The following is a 17,406-nucleotide window of genomic DNA, read 5'->3' on the forward strand; positions in this document are numbered from 1 at the left end:
ACTTAATTCTTGTGGGAGGGAAAATATCATGCGACGAAAACTTATTCCGTTGCTTGCCCTTTGTATGTTGCTGTTTTCCGGGTGCGTTCAAAATACCAGAAATAGCTATGATGTACCAGATAATTATTCAGTTGGAATTATCCGTACAAATGGTTCAAGAAATAGCAGCGACATACTATATTTTGATGCCAATTTGTCACAAACAGGTTCCATTCACTATGATTATGCAACAATGGGAGAATTGTTCTATCCCCCTGTAATTTACGATGGTTCCTTATATATTGTGCCACAGGGACAAGCAAACAAGAAAGATGAAAAAACTATTCTTCGCCAAGATTTAGATACTTTTGAACAGAATGAATACTATTTGGATCAGATAGCAATTTATGGTTTAAGCGTTGATGCATCGGCTATTTTTGCAGCCAACAATATCAATCAGCAATCTTTTATTAACCGAATTGATAGGGCGGATGGAACTGTAAAAACCGTAACATACGACAATTCATATATTTCTATTGTATATTCGTATCAAGATAAATTGTATGCTTTTTCAAGCCAAAGTACGCCGTCTGGAAAGAATGAAACTTTACACTGTCTTGATCCTATAACACTGGAAGAACTGAAAAGAATTGATATTTCAGAATTTGGATGTGATGTCTATTCCGTGACAGGGGTTGGCGATACTTTGTATTTTGCTCCCATGGTAACTTCACAAGACACATTCAACCAAATTGTATGCGCTTACGATATTTCCACCGAAGAAATTAGTACAATAAAGTTTCCAGATGATGTCTTTCACCTTTTGAATATGGATGATAAGTTATATGTTACACACGGAAATCTGGTAACAGGGGAAGGTACAACTTTGTCTGTTTATGAAATATCGACAGGAAAAATTGATACTTATGATTTGGGTGTGTGGATAGGGCAAATTGCCATAAATGACGATTATTTGTATCTAATGGGAACGGGCAGAATTGCGAAGTATGATTTACACACTATGAAAAAAGAGATGGAAACAGAAATTCCTCTTGAGAATGGGGACTATCTATCGGGTATTTTTACGCATTAGCACAAGCAAAAAAAGATGCCGGGCGCGGGGGCTATATGGCCTCTGCGTCCGGCGCTGTTTTTTTGCGTTTATGCCTGCTCCATTGGGAAATTCGGCAGGGCTTCCAACAGTTTCATAATCAAGTGCTGCTTCGTATCCTCGTCCACGGCCAGCTCGTCGATCATGGGGGCATAGTGTTCAATCACCTTTTCTGTGGCCCACTTCTCACCCGCGACGGCGGCCTTGATCGTGACGCTGTCCAGCAACATTTCCTGTTCAGCCATCCCTTAAACACTCCTGTCATAGTTTTACTATGAGCATACCACAGAAGCACCGGGAATACCACTATAAGAAGAATTTTCCTACGCATTTAGAAGCCCTCTCTGGCAGGGATTGGATAATCTGTCCCGTCTACACGCCGACCACGCCGGGAAAGTCTTGTTATGGCTGGCTTTTCACCGTCCTAAATGCGTAGACAACAGGCATCTTTGCCGCTATTGTTCGGCTTCTTTCTTCCGGCGCATCCGCACCGCGCAATCCGGGCAGTATTTGGCCCGGTTGGATTTCGGCGTGAACACGGCCCCGCATACGGTGCAGCGTTTCAGCTCGTCCCGGCTCTTGCTGATCTCGGCGTACAGGGCCGCGTCCGGCGCTTTCTTATGGGTTGTCCTCTACACATTTAGAAGCCCTCTCTGGCAGGGATTGGATAATCTGTCCCACCCACCTGCCGACCTTGCCGGGAAAGCCCTGAAATGACGAGCTTATTTGCGCCCTAAATGCGTAGACAACAGGTGTCTTTTTTGTTGCCGTTCGGTCTTTTCCTTTCTGCTCACGGCTTTCTCTGGATATGGCCTATACTTAGACAGTTATATTTCTCATTGAAGTTTTCCTCTGTTTATTTGAAACGTCAAATTTCAATTAGCTAAAACTCGTAGGCATACCCATTCTAATGATTAAAACGATAAATAAAATACCAACGGTGAAAATTGCTAACCAAATCCATAACTTTTTGGATTTCCAGTCAAGCGTGCTTTTGGTGATTTTTTCAAAGATAATACCCATTACAATGGAGAATGTAAAGATACCGCCCCAAATAGCCCAACCGTAATGACCGTAACCGTATGCTGCTCCTGCGGGATTCTGGCCCACTAATTCACCAATAAGTAGTCCAAGCGCAAATCCTGCCAGTGTTGTAAATGAAAAATACTTTTTTCCAAACAATGCAGGGATTACAGATACCGCCATAGCAATCCAAAATATATTTTGATGTAGCAGCCAACCATATAAATAGCTTAATTGTGCTGGATCATCTCCAAATAGCCACCCTATTACACTTGTTTGCTGCCCAGTCGTACCGAAAATGCGTCCAACAAGATAGACAATGACATACCCAACGGCAACAACCAGTGTAAAAAATATATTCTTTCTTATTTTTTTACGGCGTTCTTCACGTATCTTTTCTTGCTCCATTTTGTAAAGATAGTAAATCTGTTCCGCCGGTGTGTCTTTTTCTTCTTCATCGGAAGCTAACAGTATATCTACTGTCGTGCCGAATATCTCTGCCAGCTTGAAAAGATTCTCTGTGCTTGGGGCGGATTGACCTGTTTCCCACTTTGTTACTGCTTGTCGGCTTACACCGACAAACTCGGCCACTTTTTCTTGTGATAATCCAGAGATTTTTCGTTGCTCCTTAATCCTTTCGCCTAATGACATATTCTTCACCTCCACCCATATTGTAGCGAAAGTGGCACTCTCATTCTACCAACTATTCGGCAACTATCGGTTGCATTCCAAAATTTGTAGCAATTTATCACCTTAACTCTCAAAAATGATACGATCTTTGGGTGTTCCTGTTATGTATATTATATCAAAGGTTAATGAACAAAGCTACATCATTTCAACCTGCCAACGGATTTCATGGCAGGGTGCGTCTGCCCCTGTCTGTATTTGCAAATGCCTGTGCCGGTGATCCGCTGGCAATGGAGCGCATCTTACGGTACTATGACGGCTATATGAATAAGCTATGTACCCGGACGCTCTATGATCTGGACGGAACGCCTCATGTGCGGGTGGACGAGTACATGAAACACCGCTTGCAAAGCAAGCTGATCCAGGCCATCCTAAAGGACAGCCTATGAGAAAACGCCGGGCGCAGGGCCAGCAGGCCGTGTCCGGCGCTTTCTTATGGGTTTTCCTCTACGCATTTAGAAGCCCTCTCTGGCGGAGATTGGATAATCTGTCCTGTATGCCCACCGACCATACCGGGAAAGTCTTGAAATGGCGGGCTTATTGGCGTCTTAAATGCGTAGACGGGAGGCATTTTAACCGGGCCACACCCGGCTACCACAACAAAATTGAAATCTGAAAGCACAGGCGGAAACGCCTTTTCCATATCTTCACGACCTGTCACCACTTTTCCGGCCTGTATTTTGCGTACTTTCGCAACGGCCTTGCGTGCATTATACGGAATTGTTCGACGGATTTGTAGGACGATCATTAACCAAACCAGCGCAGATCGTTGACATGTTTTTATCTGCATGGAATTTTTCTTGTGCGTCCATTTCCCTGCGGCCAAAGACAGGTATCTTTGCCGCTGCCGTTCGGCCTCTTTCTTCCGGCGCATCCGCACCGCGTCCAGAGGGATGACGGCGGCCTTAAACTACCATAGACATATTGAAAATATCTTTTACAAATAGCAAGAAATATGTTATACTGAAAAGCAGATTTTCGAGGAAGGCGGTGAGTAGATGGCGGGAAAAAGCAAATACACTTTTGAGAGCAAAATCCATGTGTACCGAGCAACCAAGCGAATGACCCAGCAGGAACTTGCCGATTTAGTCGGTGTGTCCCGCCAAACCATTATGCAGCTTGAAAGAAACCGTTATAACCCATCTATGCTTTTGGCATATAGCATTGCGAAAGTATTTGATGTAACGATTGAAGATTTGTTTGAGTTTCGGGAGGGAGAATAATGCAGAATTTTCTTGAACTATTATTCGATAGTCAAATTGCTCTAAGAGGTAATGTCATATTGGGATGTATATTATTAGCTATTTTCATTTTCTATTTTTTCTCTAAAGAAGGTCGTGATGAACGGGGACGAAAAATTATTGCAATCGCGGCTCTATGTTCATTTGTAACGCTTTTTGTTGTTCTCAATATGATACCTTTTTTTGTTACATGGATGATGGATAATGAAATTCGCCTTGCCAATGTAATACAATCCGCTTATACGATAGTCCTTTTAGTCGCAGATATAGCTATATTGATCGTGCGAAAACTGAAAATAAACTAAGAATTGAAACGCACACCCATAAAATCGGATTATTGGGTGCGCGTTTTTATTTCTTGCTTAAAGTATGAAATACTTGACATGCAGAAAGAAATATGATATATTTTGGGTATGGCATGAAAGGCCAATCACGATTTTTGTTCAAGGAAAGGAGAGCACAAAATGGCTAAAGAGCGATTTTTAGAAACCTACTCACAAGGAGTAACCAATGTACGGAAAATCATCGTTGATACAGAAACCGGCGTGAATTACCTGTTGATTTCTTCCAATATGACAACTGGCTGCGGCATAGCTGTTCTTGTTGATAAAGATGGGAAGCCCATTGTTACACCTATTGACGCGGAAAATCAGTAATTTCAAAGAGGGTTGACGGTCATGGGGCGACAGCAAGGAGTGCTGCCGCCCCATGTGATTATAAATACAACTCGTCTGCCATCAATGGCCTGTGTTGAGAAAAGGATTTGTTATCCTGCCTCGCCCTAAAAAGTGCCGGGTGCGGCGGCCTGCTGGCCCTGCGCCCGGTACTTTTTGTAATTGAAGATACTACCAGCCTGCCCCGCCCGATGGGGAAAGAAAAAAACCGTTGCCGGGCAGGTTGCTTTCGTGCGCTCAATATACATTTCTCTGCGGCGGTTTTGAAACACAAATCAAGGCCGCCGTTCTTTATGCCCTCATACAGAGCGACGCCCTGACGCTGGCGGGATCGGCGGCCCACGGAGGGAGCCGCCATGAAGCCAAAAGCGTTTCGACAAAATCCGACGGGGTATAAACCGTCAAAAAAAGCCCGTCCCCGGCAGCGGGGACAAGCGGCCATGAGTATGTACTATACTATGTAAATCAACTGCATATCGCTTCTTCTTTCGCCCGGTGGGTCTGCGACCTGCCGGGCGAAATTTGTTATTTCCTGCGGTTCCCCGGTGCGGGCCGGAGCCGCCACATTGCTGTCAGTGAAAGGAGTAGAATAAGCAACTTTATCTTCTCACTCTCCCGCAGATCGGGGGTGAGAAGATGAACGAACACACCTTTGACTATGTGGAACGGAACCGGCTGGACGCTTTCTGCAAGACCGTTCTCCGCAACGAGGCCATCAACTACCTGTCGGAGCTGGCCCGCCGCCATGACCGGGAAAAGTCACTGGACACCTTGCCGCAGGCTGAAATGGACAAGCTCTCCACGCTGGACGAGTACCCCAGCGACAGCTTTAAGTTCTCGGCCTTTGGCTATGACCTACATATCCGGGACGAGCTGGTGGCCGGAGCTTTTGCCGCCTTGCCGGAACAGGAGCAGCAGATTTTAATTCTGCACTGTGTCGCGGCTATGTCGGACGGCGAGATCGGCGGCCTTGTGGGGATGTCCCGCAGCGCCGTCCAGCGTCACCGCACAAAGACCTTGAAAGAATTACGGCAAAGATTGGAGGACGACGGAGGGAGGAACGCAAAATGAAGCAGCCCACATTTCACGGCAGGGTGCTTCTGCCCCTGTCTGTATTTGCTGACACCCGCGCCGGTGATCCGCTGGAAATGGAGCGCATCTTGCGGTACTATGACAGCTACATAAATAAGCTGTGTACGCGGACGCTCTACGAGCTGGACGGTACGCCTCATGTGCGGGTGGACGAGTACATGAAACACCGCTTGCAAAACAAGCTGATCCGGGCCATCCTAAAGGACAGCCTATGAGAAAACGCCGGGCGCAGGGCCAGCAGGCCGCCGCGTCCGGCGCTTTCTCATGAGTTGTTTTCTACGCATTTAGAAGTGTGTTCTGGCGGGGATTGGATAATCTGTCCCGCCTGCCCGCCGACTATGCCGGAAAAGCCTTGTCACGGCTGGGCTTTCACCGGCCTAAATGCGTAGACAGGAGGTATCTTTTCCGCTGTCGTTCAGCCTCTTTCTTCCGGCGCATCCGCACCGCACAATCCGGGCAGTATTTGGCCCGGTTGGACTTCGGCGTGAACACGGCTCCGCATACGGCGCAGCGTTTCACCTCGTCCCGGCTCTTGCTGATCTCGGCGCACAGAGCCGCGTCCAGCGGGAGGACGGCGGCCCGAAACCACCGGCACAGCAGCGAATAGGAAATGCTTTGGACGCACACACATTCCTCTCCATCGTCCAAAAGCAAGCAGTTCCCGTCACAGTAATTGCAGCACTCATGCGTCAGCTTCCGGGCCTTGCGGTACTGCCGGTAATTCATTCTCGGTATGCTCATAGCTCTTGTGTCCTTTCTTGATGGGGCGTCACCCGCAAAATGCTGTCCACATTCTGCTTGATGATGCCGTAGTCGGCCAGTTCCTTTTTCACTTCGCCGTACTTCTGGTACAGCCGTTCCTTTTCCTCGTCCAGCTTTCGGTATTCGGCTTTCAGGGCGGCCAGATTGGGGAGCTTTGTCACGCCTGCGTCCCTGATGGCTTTTGCCGCTGCCTCGTACAAGATAAGCTGACTTTCATGTTCGCGCCGGTACGCGGCCTTGTCTTTGGCCTTTCTGTATTCCAGCGCCACGGGCCTTGTCTGCCGGTAGGTGGAGATATTCTTTATCAACACCGCCATGTCGGATAGGCGGCGTTCCACCGCTTTCAGGGCAGCGGCTGCCTCGTCGTTGGCCGCACTGATCTCAGCCACCTTGCTTTCCAGCGCCGCATAGTCGTCTATGCCGTGTTCCGTCAGGAAGTTCAGCGTCCGGGCGGCCTGCTTCAAGTTGTGGACTTTCGCCCACTTTGCATAGCCCGCGCTCTGCTGGGCCTTGATGCTGTTTTCCAAATCAATCCGTAGGGTGATTTCCTTTGTGGCTTTCCGTTTCGGGCCTCTGTCCACGGCCAGCCCCTTGATCCGGCGGGTAATGGCTTCTTCCGTGTAGTCATCACCCAGCGTCTTGCAGCGGGTGAAGCGTTCTTGTCCGGGGGCGCGGAAAGAAATAAATTTCCCCTGTTTGATTTCATAGCCCTGCGCCTGCATGAGCCGCAGGAAGTCGTCAAAGTCTTTGGCCTGCGGGATGGCTGCGTCGATGGCGATTTTCAGTTTGGCTTTCCAGCTCTTGCCCTTGCGCTGGGCGTCCCATTCGGCGTAGGACTTGCCCTTGTCCTTGCCCGGCTTTACGACGGACAGGCCGTTTTCCTTGCACAGCCGGTCACTGGTTCGCCGGATATAGGCGTAGCTGCGCCGGTTAGAAATGTACTTGCGCTGCTGTACCATATCCACGGCGCAAAAAATGATGTGGTTATGCAGATGGCCCTTGTCAATGTGGGTAGTCAGCACATAGGGGTACTTGCCTTGCAGCACTTCGTCGGCAAGCTGCCGCCCGATCTCATGGGCCTGCTCCGGCGTGGTTTCCCCCGGTTCAAAGGCTTGTATCAGGTGGTGGGCCAGATTGTTGCCTTTGTTGAACGCCTGCGCCAGCAGCATTTGAAATTCGATGTCCGCCGTTTCGTAGGAACAGCCAAAGGACGATACCAGCATTTTATCGTCCGTCTTGTCCGGGTTTTCGATATAGTCAAGGGCCGCTTTCAAGTTTACCTTGATAGGATGGATCTTTGTAACTGCCATATCTGTGTAAGCGCCCCCTTGATGTCCTCAACGTCCTGCGCGTACACAGCCCCGGTACTGTTGATACGCCGCGCAATCTGGTTGACGTTGACGCCGATTTTTTGCAGCTCTGCGGTCTGCGCCCGGATGTCGCTGGTGTCCATGTGGATGATATACCCGTCAATCAGCATTTTCCGGGCATAGGCCGAAAAATTCTTTGTGCCGAGCTGGGCCATTTTCTGCTGGATGATGGCCCGTTCTTCCGGCGTCACCGGGACGCGCAGCACGATTTGACGTTTACGGTTTGCCATTGCGTTTCACGCTCCTTTCCGGCAAAGGGGTTTGGGGATTTCCCCAACAAGCAAAACGGACGGCCCGGCAGGGGCGGGACGGAGCGTTTTTCGGAAGTGTGGCTACACTTCCTATGCTTGCTACGTTTCTTCTTCTCCGCAAATAAGACGCTCCCAACACGTCCAACTACCCGCAAAACGAGGCTTTTCCGTAAAAAACACAAAAAAAATAAGAGGGCCTTGCGGCCCTCTGGCAAAACGGAAAACGGAGGATGTTTTCACACATCCCCCGTTTCTTTCGCTGATTGTTCGATTTTCAGCGCCCCGTCGATTGCGCCCTCAATGACTGGTAAATAGTGTTCCGGGCAAAGTTTCAACTTGTGGCTGACCCGCTGCCGCTGTTCGCTGTCCCCGCGTATGATTTCCGGGTTGAAATACTGTTCCACGGGAAGCCCGCAGACTTTGATAAGCTGGATCACAACCGGGAGGCTGGGGAGTGTGCCTTTATTTTCAATATTGGCAAGATAGCGCCATTCAATTCCCACTATTTCGGCCAGCACCTTGCGCGTCAGGTGCTTTGCTTTCCGCGCAGCTTTCACATCCGCGCCGAAAGTTTCAAAGCCGGGGCAATCTTCAACTTTCGCCATATAACATCACCCATTTACATTGTATAGTTCATAGTATCTCGATGGAATGTTGTTATATGCAGGTAAATTAAACTTTATAATTCATATATCACTTGAAAAGGAAAAAATAATACGCTATCGTTAGTTTACAAAAGTGAGCAGAAACGGCGAGGAATATAATTTCAAGTTGCTGTATGCTATATGCAAGGAGGTCAAGAAATGGAATGGTTAAACAATCTAAGTAAGGCCATTGAATACATTGAAAATCACTTAGATCAGGAAATTTCGTTTGACGAGGCGGCGCGAATTGCGTGCTGCTCAACATATTACTTTCAACGAATTTTCTCTTATGTTGCCGGTATATCATTGGCGGAGTATATCCGCAGACGCAGAATGACGCAAGCTGCCTTTGAATTGCAGCGAACAGATAAAAGAGTGCTGGACATTGCTTTGAAATACGGGTATGCTTCCCCGACCTCTTTTAACAGAGCGTTTCAATCCGTTCATGGGATTTCTCCAATCGCAGCCAAAGAGAAAGGTGCTATTTTGAACGCTTACCCGCCAATCCGCTTTTCTGTGAAAGTTTCAGGAGGGAGTGCTATGTCCTATCACATTATAGAGAAGCCTGCTTTCCGCATTGTCGGCATCCGCATGAAATTGGTTGACGATATGGAAGAAAACCAGAAAAATGTGCCGCTTTTCTGGGAACAGACTTTGAATGACAACCGTTTTTCAGAGCTATGTGCCTTAAACAATGCCGCACCGAATGGAATTTTAGGTGTCAGCGTATATGAAAATCCCGAAAACATCTTTTACTATATTGCGGCATCCAGCAGCAGCAAGGCACCTGATGGAGTATGTGAATACGAAATTCCTGCATCCACATGGGTAGTCTTTGAAAACAACGGATATTTCAAAGAAAATGTCCAATCGGTTTTTAGAAGATTTTATACGGAATGGCTGCCGTTTTCGGGCTATGAGTATGCGGGCCTGCCGGACATCGAAGTATATCCGATCCAGCACAAAACAATCCAGAACGGTCATTCCGAAGTGTGGATCGCTGTGAAAAAAGAAAAGGAGAATTGACATGGAATATCAAATTGAGATCAGAGAAATAGAGCCTGTGCGAGTGGCTTACATCAAGTACAAAGGCTTTGCCCCGGAAGCAAACAAAGTGTTTCCCAATGTGTTCAAGTCGATCCGTGGGCAAGCAAACGGAGCGCCCTTTTTCAGCTATTTATCAATGAACCCCGAAACCAAAATTGGAGATATGGAACTCTGTGTGCCAACGGAGGCCACCCCTTCGGGAAATGGCATTGAAGTAAAAGAGATGCCCCGGATAAAGGCTGTGTGTGTCACGCATATTGGCTCCTATGAAACACTTACATCTGCTTATGCTGCGATTGACAGCTATGCGGAGCAAAACAAGTTGAAGCTGCGTCCGCCTTTCCGAGAAGTTTTCATTAAAGGCCCCGGAATGTTTTTGAAAGGAAATCCAGACAAGTATATCACGGAAATTCAATTTCCCATTCAGGAGAACTAAGCACCATGTACGCTATTGAAGTGAGCAATGCGGTAAAAAAATATAAGAATGGTGTGCAGGCGTTAAATCAGCTTAGCTTATCAGTCGAGCAGGGACAGATTTTTTCCCTGTTGGGGCAGAATGGAGCGGGCAAATCGACACTCATTCGCATACTGACGACATATCTGCGGCCCACGGCTGGCGAGATCACCATGCTGGGAAAGGATGTCTATACCGAAGCAGCGGCAATCCGTTCTGAAATCGCCTGTGTATCACAGCATATTTCCATTGATACACACCTTTCCTTAGAGGAAAATATGATGTTCCAGAGCCGCTTATATAAAATCCCAAAAGCGGATGCAGAGAAGCGTATGGAGAAGTTGATCGCAGATTTTGATTTGAGCAAATACCGAAAATATCCTGTATCTTCTTATTCTGGCGGTGTAAAGCGCCGTCTGGATATTGCGCTGAACATGATGTCCAATCCTCGCATTTTATTTTTAGATGAACCTACTGTCGGCATGGATATTCAGTCACGCATGGCTATGTGGGATATGATGCGAAAAATACGGGACGATTTTGCGACAACGATCTTTCTCACAACTCATTATTTGGAGGAAGCGGATCAACTAAGTGATGCAATCTGCATTATGAAAGACGGAAAAGAAGTCATACAGGGCAGCCCTGATGCCTTGAAATCTGTACTGCGGCAAAATGTTATTCAAGTGAAATTTGCGACCAGCAAGGATGCCCAAAAATATCTGCCACTTTTGCAGCAACAACACCCCTCTCATAGATTCTCTATACGAAACACTTCTGTCCTCTGCAATTCCGATGATGATCGTTCCTGCATGGTGGATTTAATGACGTTTCTTTTGGAACACCACATTCCGCTGGTTGGAATTGAAATTGTGCAGCCTACATTGGAAGATGTGTTTCTTCGGCTGACACAAGCTGGACGGGAGGGATGTGCGTGAGCGTTCTTACAATTTTACAGCGAAATGTCAAATGGCGGTTTCATAATTCCTTTACCATTGTCGTGACGATTTTGCAGCCGATCCTTTGGCTGGTTCTTTATAGTGCGGTTGCCTCTCAAACCATGCAGGGAACGGGAATTAGTAACTATACAGGTTTTATTTTGCCCGGCCTTATTGTGTTAGTGAGTTTTTCCGCTTGTAGCAGCGGAGGAATAATGAACTATATGATGAAAGCTGACGGCAGCTTTTACCGCATTTTGATTGCCCCTGTCCGCCGATGTTCCATTGTTTTGGGACAACTTTTAGAAGCGGTGCTATGCACATTCCTTGAAGTTTTCATTATGGCAGCTATCAGCCTTTTGTTTTCCGTAGAATTTTCTGCTGGTATTGGAGCATTTCTACTGGCCATCCTTCTGGTGTTTTTGGCAGCTTTCTTTATATCGGGAATGGCGTATGGAATTAGCCTAATTCTCCCGAATGAAGTTGTTTACGAAACGGCAATGAATGCCATCGTGCTGCCTCTGTTCTTCCTTAGCACGGCACTGTTTCCGGCAGGAGGAATTGACGGAGTTTTGGGCGTGATTGTTAATCTCAACCCCTTTACTCATATTATCAATGCTCTGCGGTCTTTACTGTTGAATGGAACACTGGCAACTGGTGAGTTACTTTTCGTTATCATTCTTTATACCGCAATGGGAAGTATCAGCTTTGGATGGGCTTTGCATCGCTTAAATCGTGAAACTGCTTTATAAACCATTGGAATAAGTGCTTGCTGCCGGACGACGGCAAAAGAAAAAAAGCCGTCGTACAGCAGCCCATTTGACACGCCCATATAACCAGCGGCGGCTTTGAGTAATCAAGGCCGCCGCTTTCTTTTGCCCGGCGCAGGATCGGCGGCCCACGAAGGGAGCCGCCATGCTGATACGACTTGCTTTTCAACGGAATAACTTCTCAAAAAAAGCCTGTACCCAACAGGGGGCAGCTCCGGCCAACAGTATGAACTATACCATGTAAGAAAACTTCATATCGCTTTCAAATTCGCCCGGTGGGTCTATGACCTGCCGGGCGAATTTTGTCGTTTCCTGCGGTCTGACATTCGGGCAAAAACCTTTTTCAAGTTTTTATGGAAAAAGAGGCGTTTTGCGGGTAGTAAAAGGGCTTGCCGGTGTCATTTTGGCGGAAAGGGAGAGAACCACCTAATCCCCCAACAGAAAGGGGGTGAGAAGATGGAAACTATCCCCCGTAATTATGGCAGACAGCACCGCTTTGACGCCTATTGCAAAGTGGTGCTGCGGAATGAGGCCAAGAACTATCTGCGGGAACAGGCGCGGCAGCGGAACCGTGAAAAGTCGCTGGAAGCTCTGACGCAGGCGGAATTGGACAAGCTCGCCACGGTAGATCATTACCCCAGCGACAGCTACGTTTTTTCGTCGCACGGCTATGACCTGCTGATCGACAATGAGCTTGTGGCCGACGCCTTTGCCAGCCTGCCGGAACAGGAGCAAAGCATTTTGATCCTGCACTGTGTTTTGGAAATGGCAGACGGTGAGATCGGTAACCTCATTGGGATGTCCCGTAGCGCCGTCCAGCGCCACAGGACAAGCACTCTGAAAGAGCTGCGTATCAAGTTAATGGCGCTTATGCCGGGAGGGAGGTAACGCGGATGAAGCAACCCACATTCAACGGCAGGGAGCTTCTGCCCCTTTCGGTAATCGACGCCGCCCGCAGCGGGGACGCCGAGGCTATGGAGCAAGTGTTGAGGTATTACGAGGGCTACATATTCAAGCTCTGCACCCGGACGCTCTATGACGAGGACGGTTATCCCCATGTGTGCGTGGACGAGTATATGAAGCGCCGACTGGAAATTAAGCTCATTCAGTCCATCGTCAGTCAGACGATTTGACGACAGGCCCCCGGCAGCACGGAACGGCTTACCCTTTCCACGATCCGTCATCCCCCCGGAGGCCCCTGACAGCACCTTGACAAATATGCCCGCAAGATAACGGCGGCGCATCATAGGGCAGCGGACACATTCTGCAACTTCCGCATCGGCGTGGTGCGCCATGACCTCATATCCTATGAGAGAGCGAGAACCACCGGGCCGAGGGCAAGGCAGCTCTTAAACAGCGGAGGTAGCGACAATGATACTCCCTTATAGCTAAACGAGGCCCCATGTTTGGGTGCTTCCAAGTCCGAGCGTTAAAAGCGTCGCAGGCAATGGGTAGGGCCGCGTGAGAACCACGCGGGGGTGAGATTCCCGTGGAGCTGCGCCAACAGCCGTCCGTACTGCCCATTTCGTTTTACATCAATGTAAGCGAAAGGGGGATTACTGTATGAGTACAGTAACAAGTCAGAACAAGACCGCCCCCGTAGTACGTCAGTACGAGATCGGAGGCGTTCGCTATATTGTCAAAGCGACCGTCAAGGACGGCGCAAATGAAACCGCAGTCAAGAAAATCCGTCGGCTGCTCCAAAATGATTTGAGCAAGGCAGCCACTTAAAATTAAAGATTTTTTCATTTCCTACAAGCAGACGGATGGGGCATGATATGGTATAATATGCTTGTATCATGCCCCGTTTTCCGGCTGCGGAATAGGAGGAACTTATGAGCAAACAGCCGGAAATGGTGATTGCACGGAACCACCGTGCGACACGGAATAACGATACTACTTTGAACCTTGACAATCAAATGTACCAACAGCCAGTCACTTCCTTTCAGCGCGTGTCCAACGACGCGCCATTGAGCGAGGAAACCAAGACGGCCATCCAAAACACGGTGCTGCAATTTTATGTTCACAGCCAGCCGCAGGAGGAAGCCGAGGGCATTACTGCCTGCTATGAGCGTCTTTCCCAAGAAGATAAGCTGGACGGCGAGAGCAACAGTATCAGCAACCAGAAGCGGATTTTGGAAAAGTATTGCCGGGATCACGGCTATACAGCCATCCGCCACTATGACGAGGACGACGGATATTCGGGAACCAACTTCAACCGTCCCGGATTCCAGCGGATGCTTGCCGACATCAAGGCGGGCAAGATCAAGCGTGTTGTCGTTAAGGATATGAGCCGGTTCGGGCGTAACTATCTGCAAGTCGGGATGTACACGGAAATGCTGTTTCCAGAGTACGGCGTCCACTTTATTGCCGTCAATGACGGTGTGGACAGTGTGCGCGGGGACAGCGAGTTTACCGCCATCCGCAACGTATTCAATGAAATGTACGCCAAGGACACCAGCAAGAAAATCCGGGCAACGTGGCAATCCAAGGGACGCTCCGGCGAACACCTTACCACCATCCCGCCCTATGGGTACAAGAAAGACCCGGAGGACAAGAAGCGGTGGATCGTGGACGAAGAAGCTGCCGCCATTGTCCAAAAGATTTTTGCACTGTGCATGGACGGTTTGGGGCCGACGCAGATCACAAAATGGCTGCAAAAAAACAAGGTGCTGAACCCTACTGCTTACGCCTACGATAAAGGGCTGCCGGTATCCAACAAGCCGCCGGTCAATCCCTATAAGTGGACGAATGAAACGGTATCACGGATTTTGGAGCGCCTTGACTATTTGGGCCATACGGTGAACTTCAAAACCACCAAGCAATCGTTCAAGAGCAAGAAAAAGCTGTGGAACGACCCATCGGAATGGGTGATCTTCGAGAACACACAGGAACCTATCATTGAGGAAAGCGTGTTTCTGATCGTCCAGAAAATCCGGCAGGGCCGCCGCCGCCCGACCAAGATGGGCGACATGGGGATGTTCTCCGGCCTGCTGTACTGTGCGGATTGCGGCGGAAAAATGTACCTGTGCCGGACGAACTACTTCAAGCCGGAACAGGAATACTACATTTGTTCTACCTACCGCAAAGACCGCACCTTATGTACGACCCATTCAATCCGGCGCGTTGTCCTTGAAGAAATCGTACTGCGGAACCTGCGGGAAGCCATTCAGTATGTGACGCAGTATGAGGACGACTTTGTGCAGCGGGCAGCGGATCAAAGCCTGCGGGAACGGGACAAGGAGCTGGCGCAAAAGAAAGATACCCTGACGCAATCGCAAAAGCGGATTGCCGAGCTGGATGTTATCATCAAGCGACTGTATGAGGATAACATTTCCGGCAAGCTCTCCGACGAGCGTTTCATCAAACTGTCCCGTGACTATGAGCTGGAACAGACCAACCTTACAAACCTTGTCGAACATCTTCGGCAGGAAGTCAAGGAACAGGAAAAGCAGAAAGTCAACGTCAGACAGTTTATTGCAGCGGTCAGGAAGTACACCAATATGCAGCAGCTTGACGCCTCTGTTCTCCGGGAGTTTGTGGAGAAAATTTATATCTCCGAGGTTTACACGCCGGACGAGAACGAGCCACGCATTAAGGTCAGAGAAATTGAGATCGTCTATAACTTCATTGGTGCATTTGATTTTGAGGAAGCAAGGGAGCAATCCCAAGCAGCCCAAAAAGAAAAGAAAACCGGCGTAGCCTAAACTACGCCGATTCTCTCACATAAATGTTTTCTTACGTCACCGCCCCTAATCGGCGGTGATTTTTCGTTTGACCACAGAAATACCACAGACGGATTTCCGGTTTGACCACTTGGCGGGCACCCCCTCTCAGGAGTGCCCGCCTTATTTTGTTTATAGCGGCCCAAAATTTGAAGGGCATTCCTCGAAATCTGCGTGCTTACCAAGTCAGTTGTTCTGCCTGCAAAAACAGGTTTCCTCATGGGAATTGATGACTCCTACCGCCTGTAGGTAGGAGTAGACGATGACGATCCCCACGAACTTCATGCCACGGCGCTTCAGATCCTTGGAAACCGCATCCGAAAGTTCGGAACTGACCTTGCCTGTCTCATAGACCACTTTCCCTTCCGTCCAGTGCCAGAGATAGCAGTCAAAACTCCCCCACTCTTGCTGGATGGCTTGGAATATCCTGGCATTGTTCACAGTGGCGCGGATTTTCAATTTGTTGCGGACAATGCCGGGCTCCTGCATCAGTTTCTCCAGTTTCTTCTCGCCGTATCCGCAGACCGTCTCCAGGTCAAAGCCGTCAAAGGCCTGTCGGAAAGCCTCCCGCTTGTTGAGAATACATTCCCAGGATAGCCCCGCCTGGAAACTCTCCAAAATCAGCATTTCAAACAACTTGTGGTCGTCGTGAACGGGAACGCCCCACTCCTCATCGTGGTATCGGATAGAAAGGGGATTCTTGGGGTTGGCCCAACTGCATCGGATTCTCTTTTGCATATTGCACCTCTTTGCAGACAGAACTTCCGCCATGAATGGCTCACTGATGGTATCACTCTTTTATCCTCTGCCTTCAACCAGTATACACTTATCTTCCATTTACTCTCAAGGTTTTTTTCATATACAATCGTCAGGAGCTCTGCTATACTGGAATTCTTCCGTTGGGGCGAAAATTCAGATACACCCGCCGAAAGGGATGAAACAATGAAAACACAACAGTTTATGATCGACCAGATTCCGGCCGTTTTATATGGCGAATACGCGGAGAAGTTGTGGCTATTTCTACATGGACAGATGGGGCACAAGGAGGAGGCGGAGGCCTTTGTCAAAATCGTCTGTCCGAAAGGCGCTCAGGTTCTGGGCATTGACCTTCCGGGGCATGGAGCCCGTCAGGGGCGGGATGAGGCGCTGAACCCATGGACAGTGGTACCGGAACTGCTGGCGGTGATGGATTGGGCCACAGTGCGCTGGAACTCTATCTCCCTCCGGGCCAACAGCATCGGTGCTTACTTTGCCATGCTTGCTTTGGACGCACCTGATAAGGCCTTGCTGGTGTCGCCCATTCTGGACATGGAGCGCCTGATCCTGGATATGATGGGCTGGGCCAATGTGACAGAAAGGGAACTTTCAGAGAAAGGAGAAATCGTCACCTCTTTTGGACAGACGCTGTCATGGGCGTATCTCTGCTATGTGCGGGAGCACCCTATCCATGATTGGCACTGCCCCATCTGTATTCTGTATGCCGGGCAGGACAACATGACTTCCCGCCAAACAGTGGAGGAGTTTACCAGGCATCACGGGGCGCAACTCACGATTATGGACAACGGGGAGCATTGGTTTCACACGCCGGAGCAGCGAAAGGTTCTGCAAACATGGGAAGATTCCAATACTTGAACATAC

General features: G+C 48.8%; 24 protein-coding genes. 16 read left to right on the forward strand and 8 right to left on the reverse strand.

The window, feature by feature from the left end; genetic code table 11:
• Positions 1-28: 28 nt before the first annotated feature.
• Complete coding sequence (locus B5G43_RS16905) at positions 29-1,072, forward strand: hypothetical protein (protein ID WP_143382802.1); 1,044 nt, start codon at positions 29-31, stop codon at positions 1,070-1,072.
• A gap of 68 nt (positions 1,073-1,140) precedes the next feature.
• Here B5G43_RS16905 and B5G43_RS00375 read toward each other — a convergent pair whose 3' ends face one another.
• Together B5G43_RS00375 and B5G43_RS00380 are read right to left on the reverse strand one after the other, a co-directional pair.
• Entirely contained in the window at positions 1,141-1,335 is a 195-nt protein-coding gene (locus B5G43_RS00375) for a helix-turn-helix domain-containing protein (protein WP_087257706.1), read from the reverse strand.
• Between the two features lie 634 nt (positions 1,336-1,969).
• Entirely contained in the window at positions 1,970-2,764 is a 795-nt protein-coding gene (locus tag B5G43_RS00380; RefSeq protein WP_087257708.1) for a helix-turn-helix transcriptional regulator, read from the reverse strand.
• A 164-nt stretch (positions 2,765-2,928) separates the two neighbouring features.
• Here B5G43_RS00380 and B5G43_RS00385 point away from each other — a divergent pair, with 164 nt between their 5' ends.
• On the forward strand, positions 2,929-3,189 hold the full coding sequence (locus B5G43_RS00385) for a helix-turn-helix domain-containing protein (protein ID WP_087257711.1): 261 nt from the start codon (positions 2,929-2,931) through the stop codon (positions 3,187-3,189).
• A gap of 44 nt (positions 3,190-3,233) precedes the next feature.
• On the opposite strand, the gene B5G43_RS16910 is transcribed toward B5G43_RS00385, so the two are convergent.
• Positions 3,234-3,674: a hypothetical protein gene (locus B5G43_RS16910; RefSeq protein WP_143382803.1), complete on the reverse strand. Its 441-nt coding sequence runs from the start codon at positions 3,672-3,674 to the stop codon at positions 3,234-3,236.
• A 124-nt stretch (positions 3,675-3,798) separates the two neighbouring features.
• Here B5G43_RS16910 and B5G43_RS00390 point away from each other — a divergent pair, with 124 nt between their 5' ends.
• From B5G43_RS00390 to B5G43_RS00410, 5 genes are all read left to right on the forward strand, one after another.
• Positions 3,799-4,023, forward strand: a complete 225-nt coding sequence (locus B5G43_RS00390) for a helix-turn-helix transcriptional regulator (protein WP_087257715.1) — start codon at positions 3,799-3,801, stop codon at positions 4,021-4,023.
• On the forward strand, positions 4,023-4,346 hold the full coding sequence (locus B5G43_RS00395) for a hypothetical protein (protein WP_087257718.1): 324 nt from the start codon (positions 4,023-4,025) through the stop codon (positions 4,344-4,346). Before B5G43_RS00390 ends, B5G43_RS00395 begins: the two co-directional genes overlap by 1 nt.
• Before the next feature lie 159 nt (positions 4,347-4,505).
• Positions 4,506-4,697 carry a DUF6440 family protein gene (locus tag B5G43_RS00400; protein ID WP_087257720.1) on the forward strand — a complete coding sequence of 64 codons (192 nt, stop codon included), beginning with the start codon at positions 4,506-4,508 and terminating at the stop codon, positions 4,695-4,697.
• Between the two features lie 654 nt (positions 4,698-5,351).
• Complete coding sequence (locus tag B5G43_RS00405; protein ID WP_087257723.1) at positions 5,352-5,786, forward strand: sigma-70 family RNA polymerase sigma factor; 435 nt, start codon at positions 5,352-5,354, stop codon at positions 5,784-5,786.
• The gene (locus tag B5G43_RS00410) at positions 5,783-6,022 is read left to right on the forward strand and encodes a helix-turn-helix domain-containing protein (RefSeq protein ID WP_087257726.1); all 240 of its coding nucleotides are present in this window, start codon (positions 5,783-5,785) and stop codon (positions 6,020-6,022) included. The genes B5G43_RS00405 and B5G43_RS00410 overlap by 4 nt, the downstream gene beginning before the upstream one ends.
• Before the next feature lie 154 nt (positions 6,023-6,176).
• On the opposite strand, the gene B5G43_RS00415 is transcribed toward B5G43_RS00410, so the two are convergent.
• From B5G43_RS00415 to B5G43_RS00430, 4 genes are all read right to left on the reverse strand, one after another.
• Complete coding sequence (locus B5G43_RS00415) at positions 6,177-6,548, reverse strand: cysteine-rich VLP domain-containing protein (protein ID WP_087257729.1); 372 nt, start codon at positions 6,546-6,548, stop codon at positions 6,177-6,179.
• Positions 6,545-7,879, reverse strand: coding sequence for a relaxase/mobilization nuclease domain-containing protein (locus tag B5G43_RS00420; protein WP_087257732.1), 1,335 nt, complete (start codon positions 7,877-7,879; stop codon positions 6,545-6,547). The genes B5G43_RS00415 and B5G43_RS00420 overlap by 4 nt, the downstream gene beginning before the upstream one ends.
• Positions 7,846-8,169 (reverse strand): plasmid mobilization relaxosome protein MobC, encoded by a 324-nt coding sequence (gene mobC, locus B5G43_RS00425; RefSeq protein ID WP_087257734.1) that lies wholly within the window; start codon positions 8,167-8,169, stop codon positions 7,846-7,848. The genes B5G43_RS00420 and mobC overlap by 34 nt, the downstream gene beginning before the upstream one ends.
• A 257-nt stretch (positions 8,170-8,426) precedes the next feature.
• Entirely contained in the window at positions 8,427-8,795 is a 369-nt protein-coding gene (locus B5G43_RS00430; protein WP_087257737.1) for a helix-turn-helix transcriptional regulator, read from the reverse strand.
• A gap of 198 nt (positions 8,796-8,993) precedes the next feature.
• Here B5G43_RS00430 and B5G43_RS00435 point away from each other — a divergent pair, with 198 nt between their 5' ends.
• From B5G43_RS00435 to B5G43_RS00470, 8 genes are all read left to right on the forward strand, one after another.
• Entirely contained in the window at positions 8,994-9,860 is an 867-nt protein-coding gene (locus B5G43_RS00435) for an AraC family transcriptional regulator (protein WP_087257740.1), read from the forward strand.
• Position 9,861: 1 nt separating this feature from the next.
• Positions 9,862-10,317, forward strand: a complete 456-nt coding sequence (locus B5G43_RS00440; protein ID WP_087257743.1) for a GyrI-like domain-containing protein — start codon at positions 9,862-9,864, stop codon at positions 10,315-10,317.
• A 5-nt stretch (positions 10,318-10,322) separates the two neighbouring features.
• Complete coding sequence (locus B5G43_RS00445) at positions 10,323-11,273, forward strand: ABC transporter ATP-binding protein (RefSeq protein ID WP_087257746.1); 951 nt, start codon at positions 10,323-10,325, stop codon at positions 11,271-11,273.
• On the forward strand, positions 11,264-12,025 hold the full coding sequence (locus B5G43_RS00450; protein WP_242960396.1) for an ABC transporter permease: 762 nt from the start codon (positions 11,264-11,266) through the stop codon (positions 12,023-12,025). Before B5G43_RS00445 ends, B5G43_RS00450 begins: the two co-directional genes overlap by 10 nt.
• Positions 12,026-12,499: 474 nt before the next feature.
• Complete coding sequence (locus B5G43_RS00455) at positions 12,500-12,931, forward strand: sigma-70 family RNA polymerase sigma factor (protein ID WP_087257752.1); 432 nt, start codon at positions 12,500-12,502, stop codon at positions 12,929-12,931.
• Between the two features lie 5 nt (positions 12,932-12,936).
• Positions 12,937-13,176 carry a helix-turn-helix domain-containing protein gene (locus B5G43_RS00460; RefSeq protein ID WP_087257755.1) on the forward strand — a complete coding sequence of 80 codons (240 nt, stop codon included), beginning with the start codon at positions 12,937-12,939 and terminating at the stop codon, positions 13,174-13,176.
• 430 nt (positions 13,177-13,606) lie between these two features.
• Positions 13,607-13,774, forward strand: coding sequence for a transposon-encoded TnpW family protein (locus tag B5G43_RS00465; protein ID WP_087257758.1), 168 nt, complete (start codon positions 13,607-13,609; stop codon positions 13,772-13,774).
• Between the two features lie 104 nt (positions 13,775-13,878).
• Positions 13,879-15,750, forward strand: coding sequence for a recombinase family protein (locus B5G43_RS00470; RefSeq protein WP_242960397.1), 1,872 nt, complete (start codon positions 13,879-13,881; stop codon positions 15,748-15,750).
• A 204-nt stretch (positions 15,751-15,954) separates the two neighbouring features.
• On the opposite strand, the gene B5G43_RS00475 is transcribed toward B5G43_RS00470, so the two are convergent.
• The gene (locus B5G43_RS00475; RefSeq protein ID WP_087257761.1) at positions 15,955-16,506 is read right to left on the reverse strand and encodes a DNA-3-methyladenine glycosylase I; all 552 of its coding nucleotides are present in this window, start codon (positions 16,504-16,506) and stop codon (positions 15,955-15,957) included.
• Positions 16,507-16,728: 222 nt separating this feature from the next.
• On the opposite strand from B5G43_RS00475, the gene B5G43_RS00480 reads away from it, so the two are divergent.
• Positions 16,729-17,400 (forward strand): alpha/beta hydrolase, encoded by a 672-nt coding sequence (locus B5G43_RS00480; RefSeq protein ID WP_242960398.1) that lies wholly within the window; start codon positions 16,729-16,731, stop codon positions 17,398-17,400.
• Positions 17,401-17,406 lie beyond the last annotated feature (6 nt).

Source organism: Flavonifractor sp. An92, assembly GCF_002159175.1.
Taxonomy (GTDB): domain Bacteria; phylum Bacillota; class Clostridia; order Oscillospirales; family Oscillospiraceae; genus Pseudoflavonifractor_A.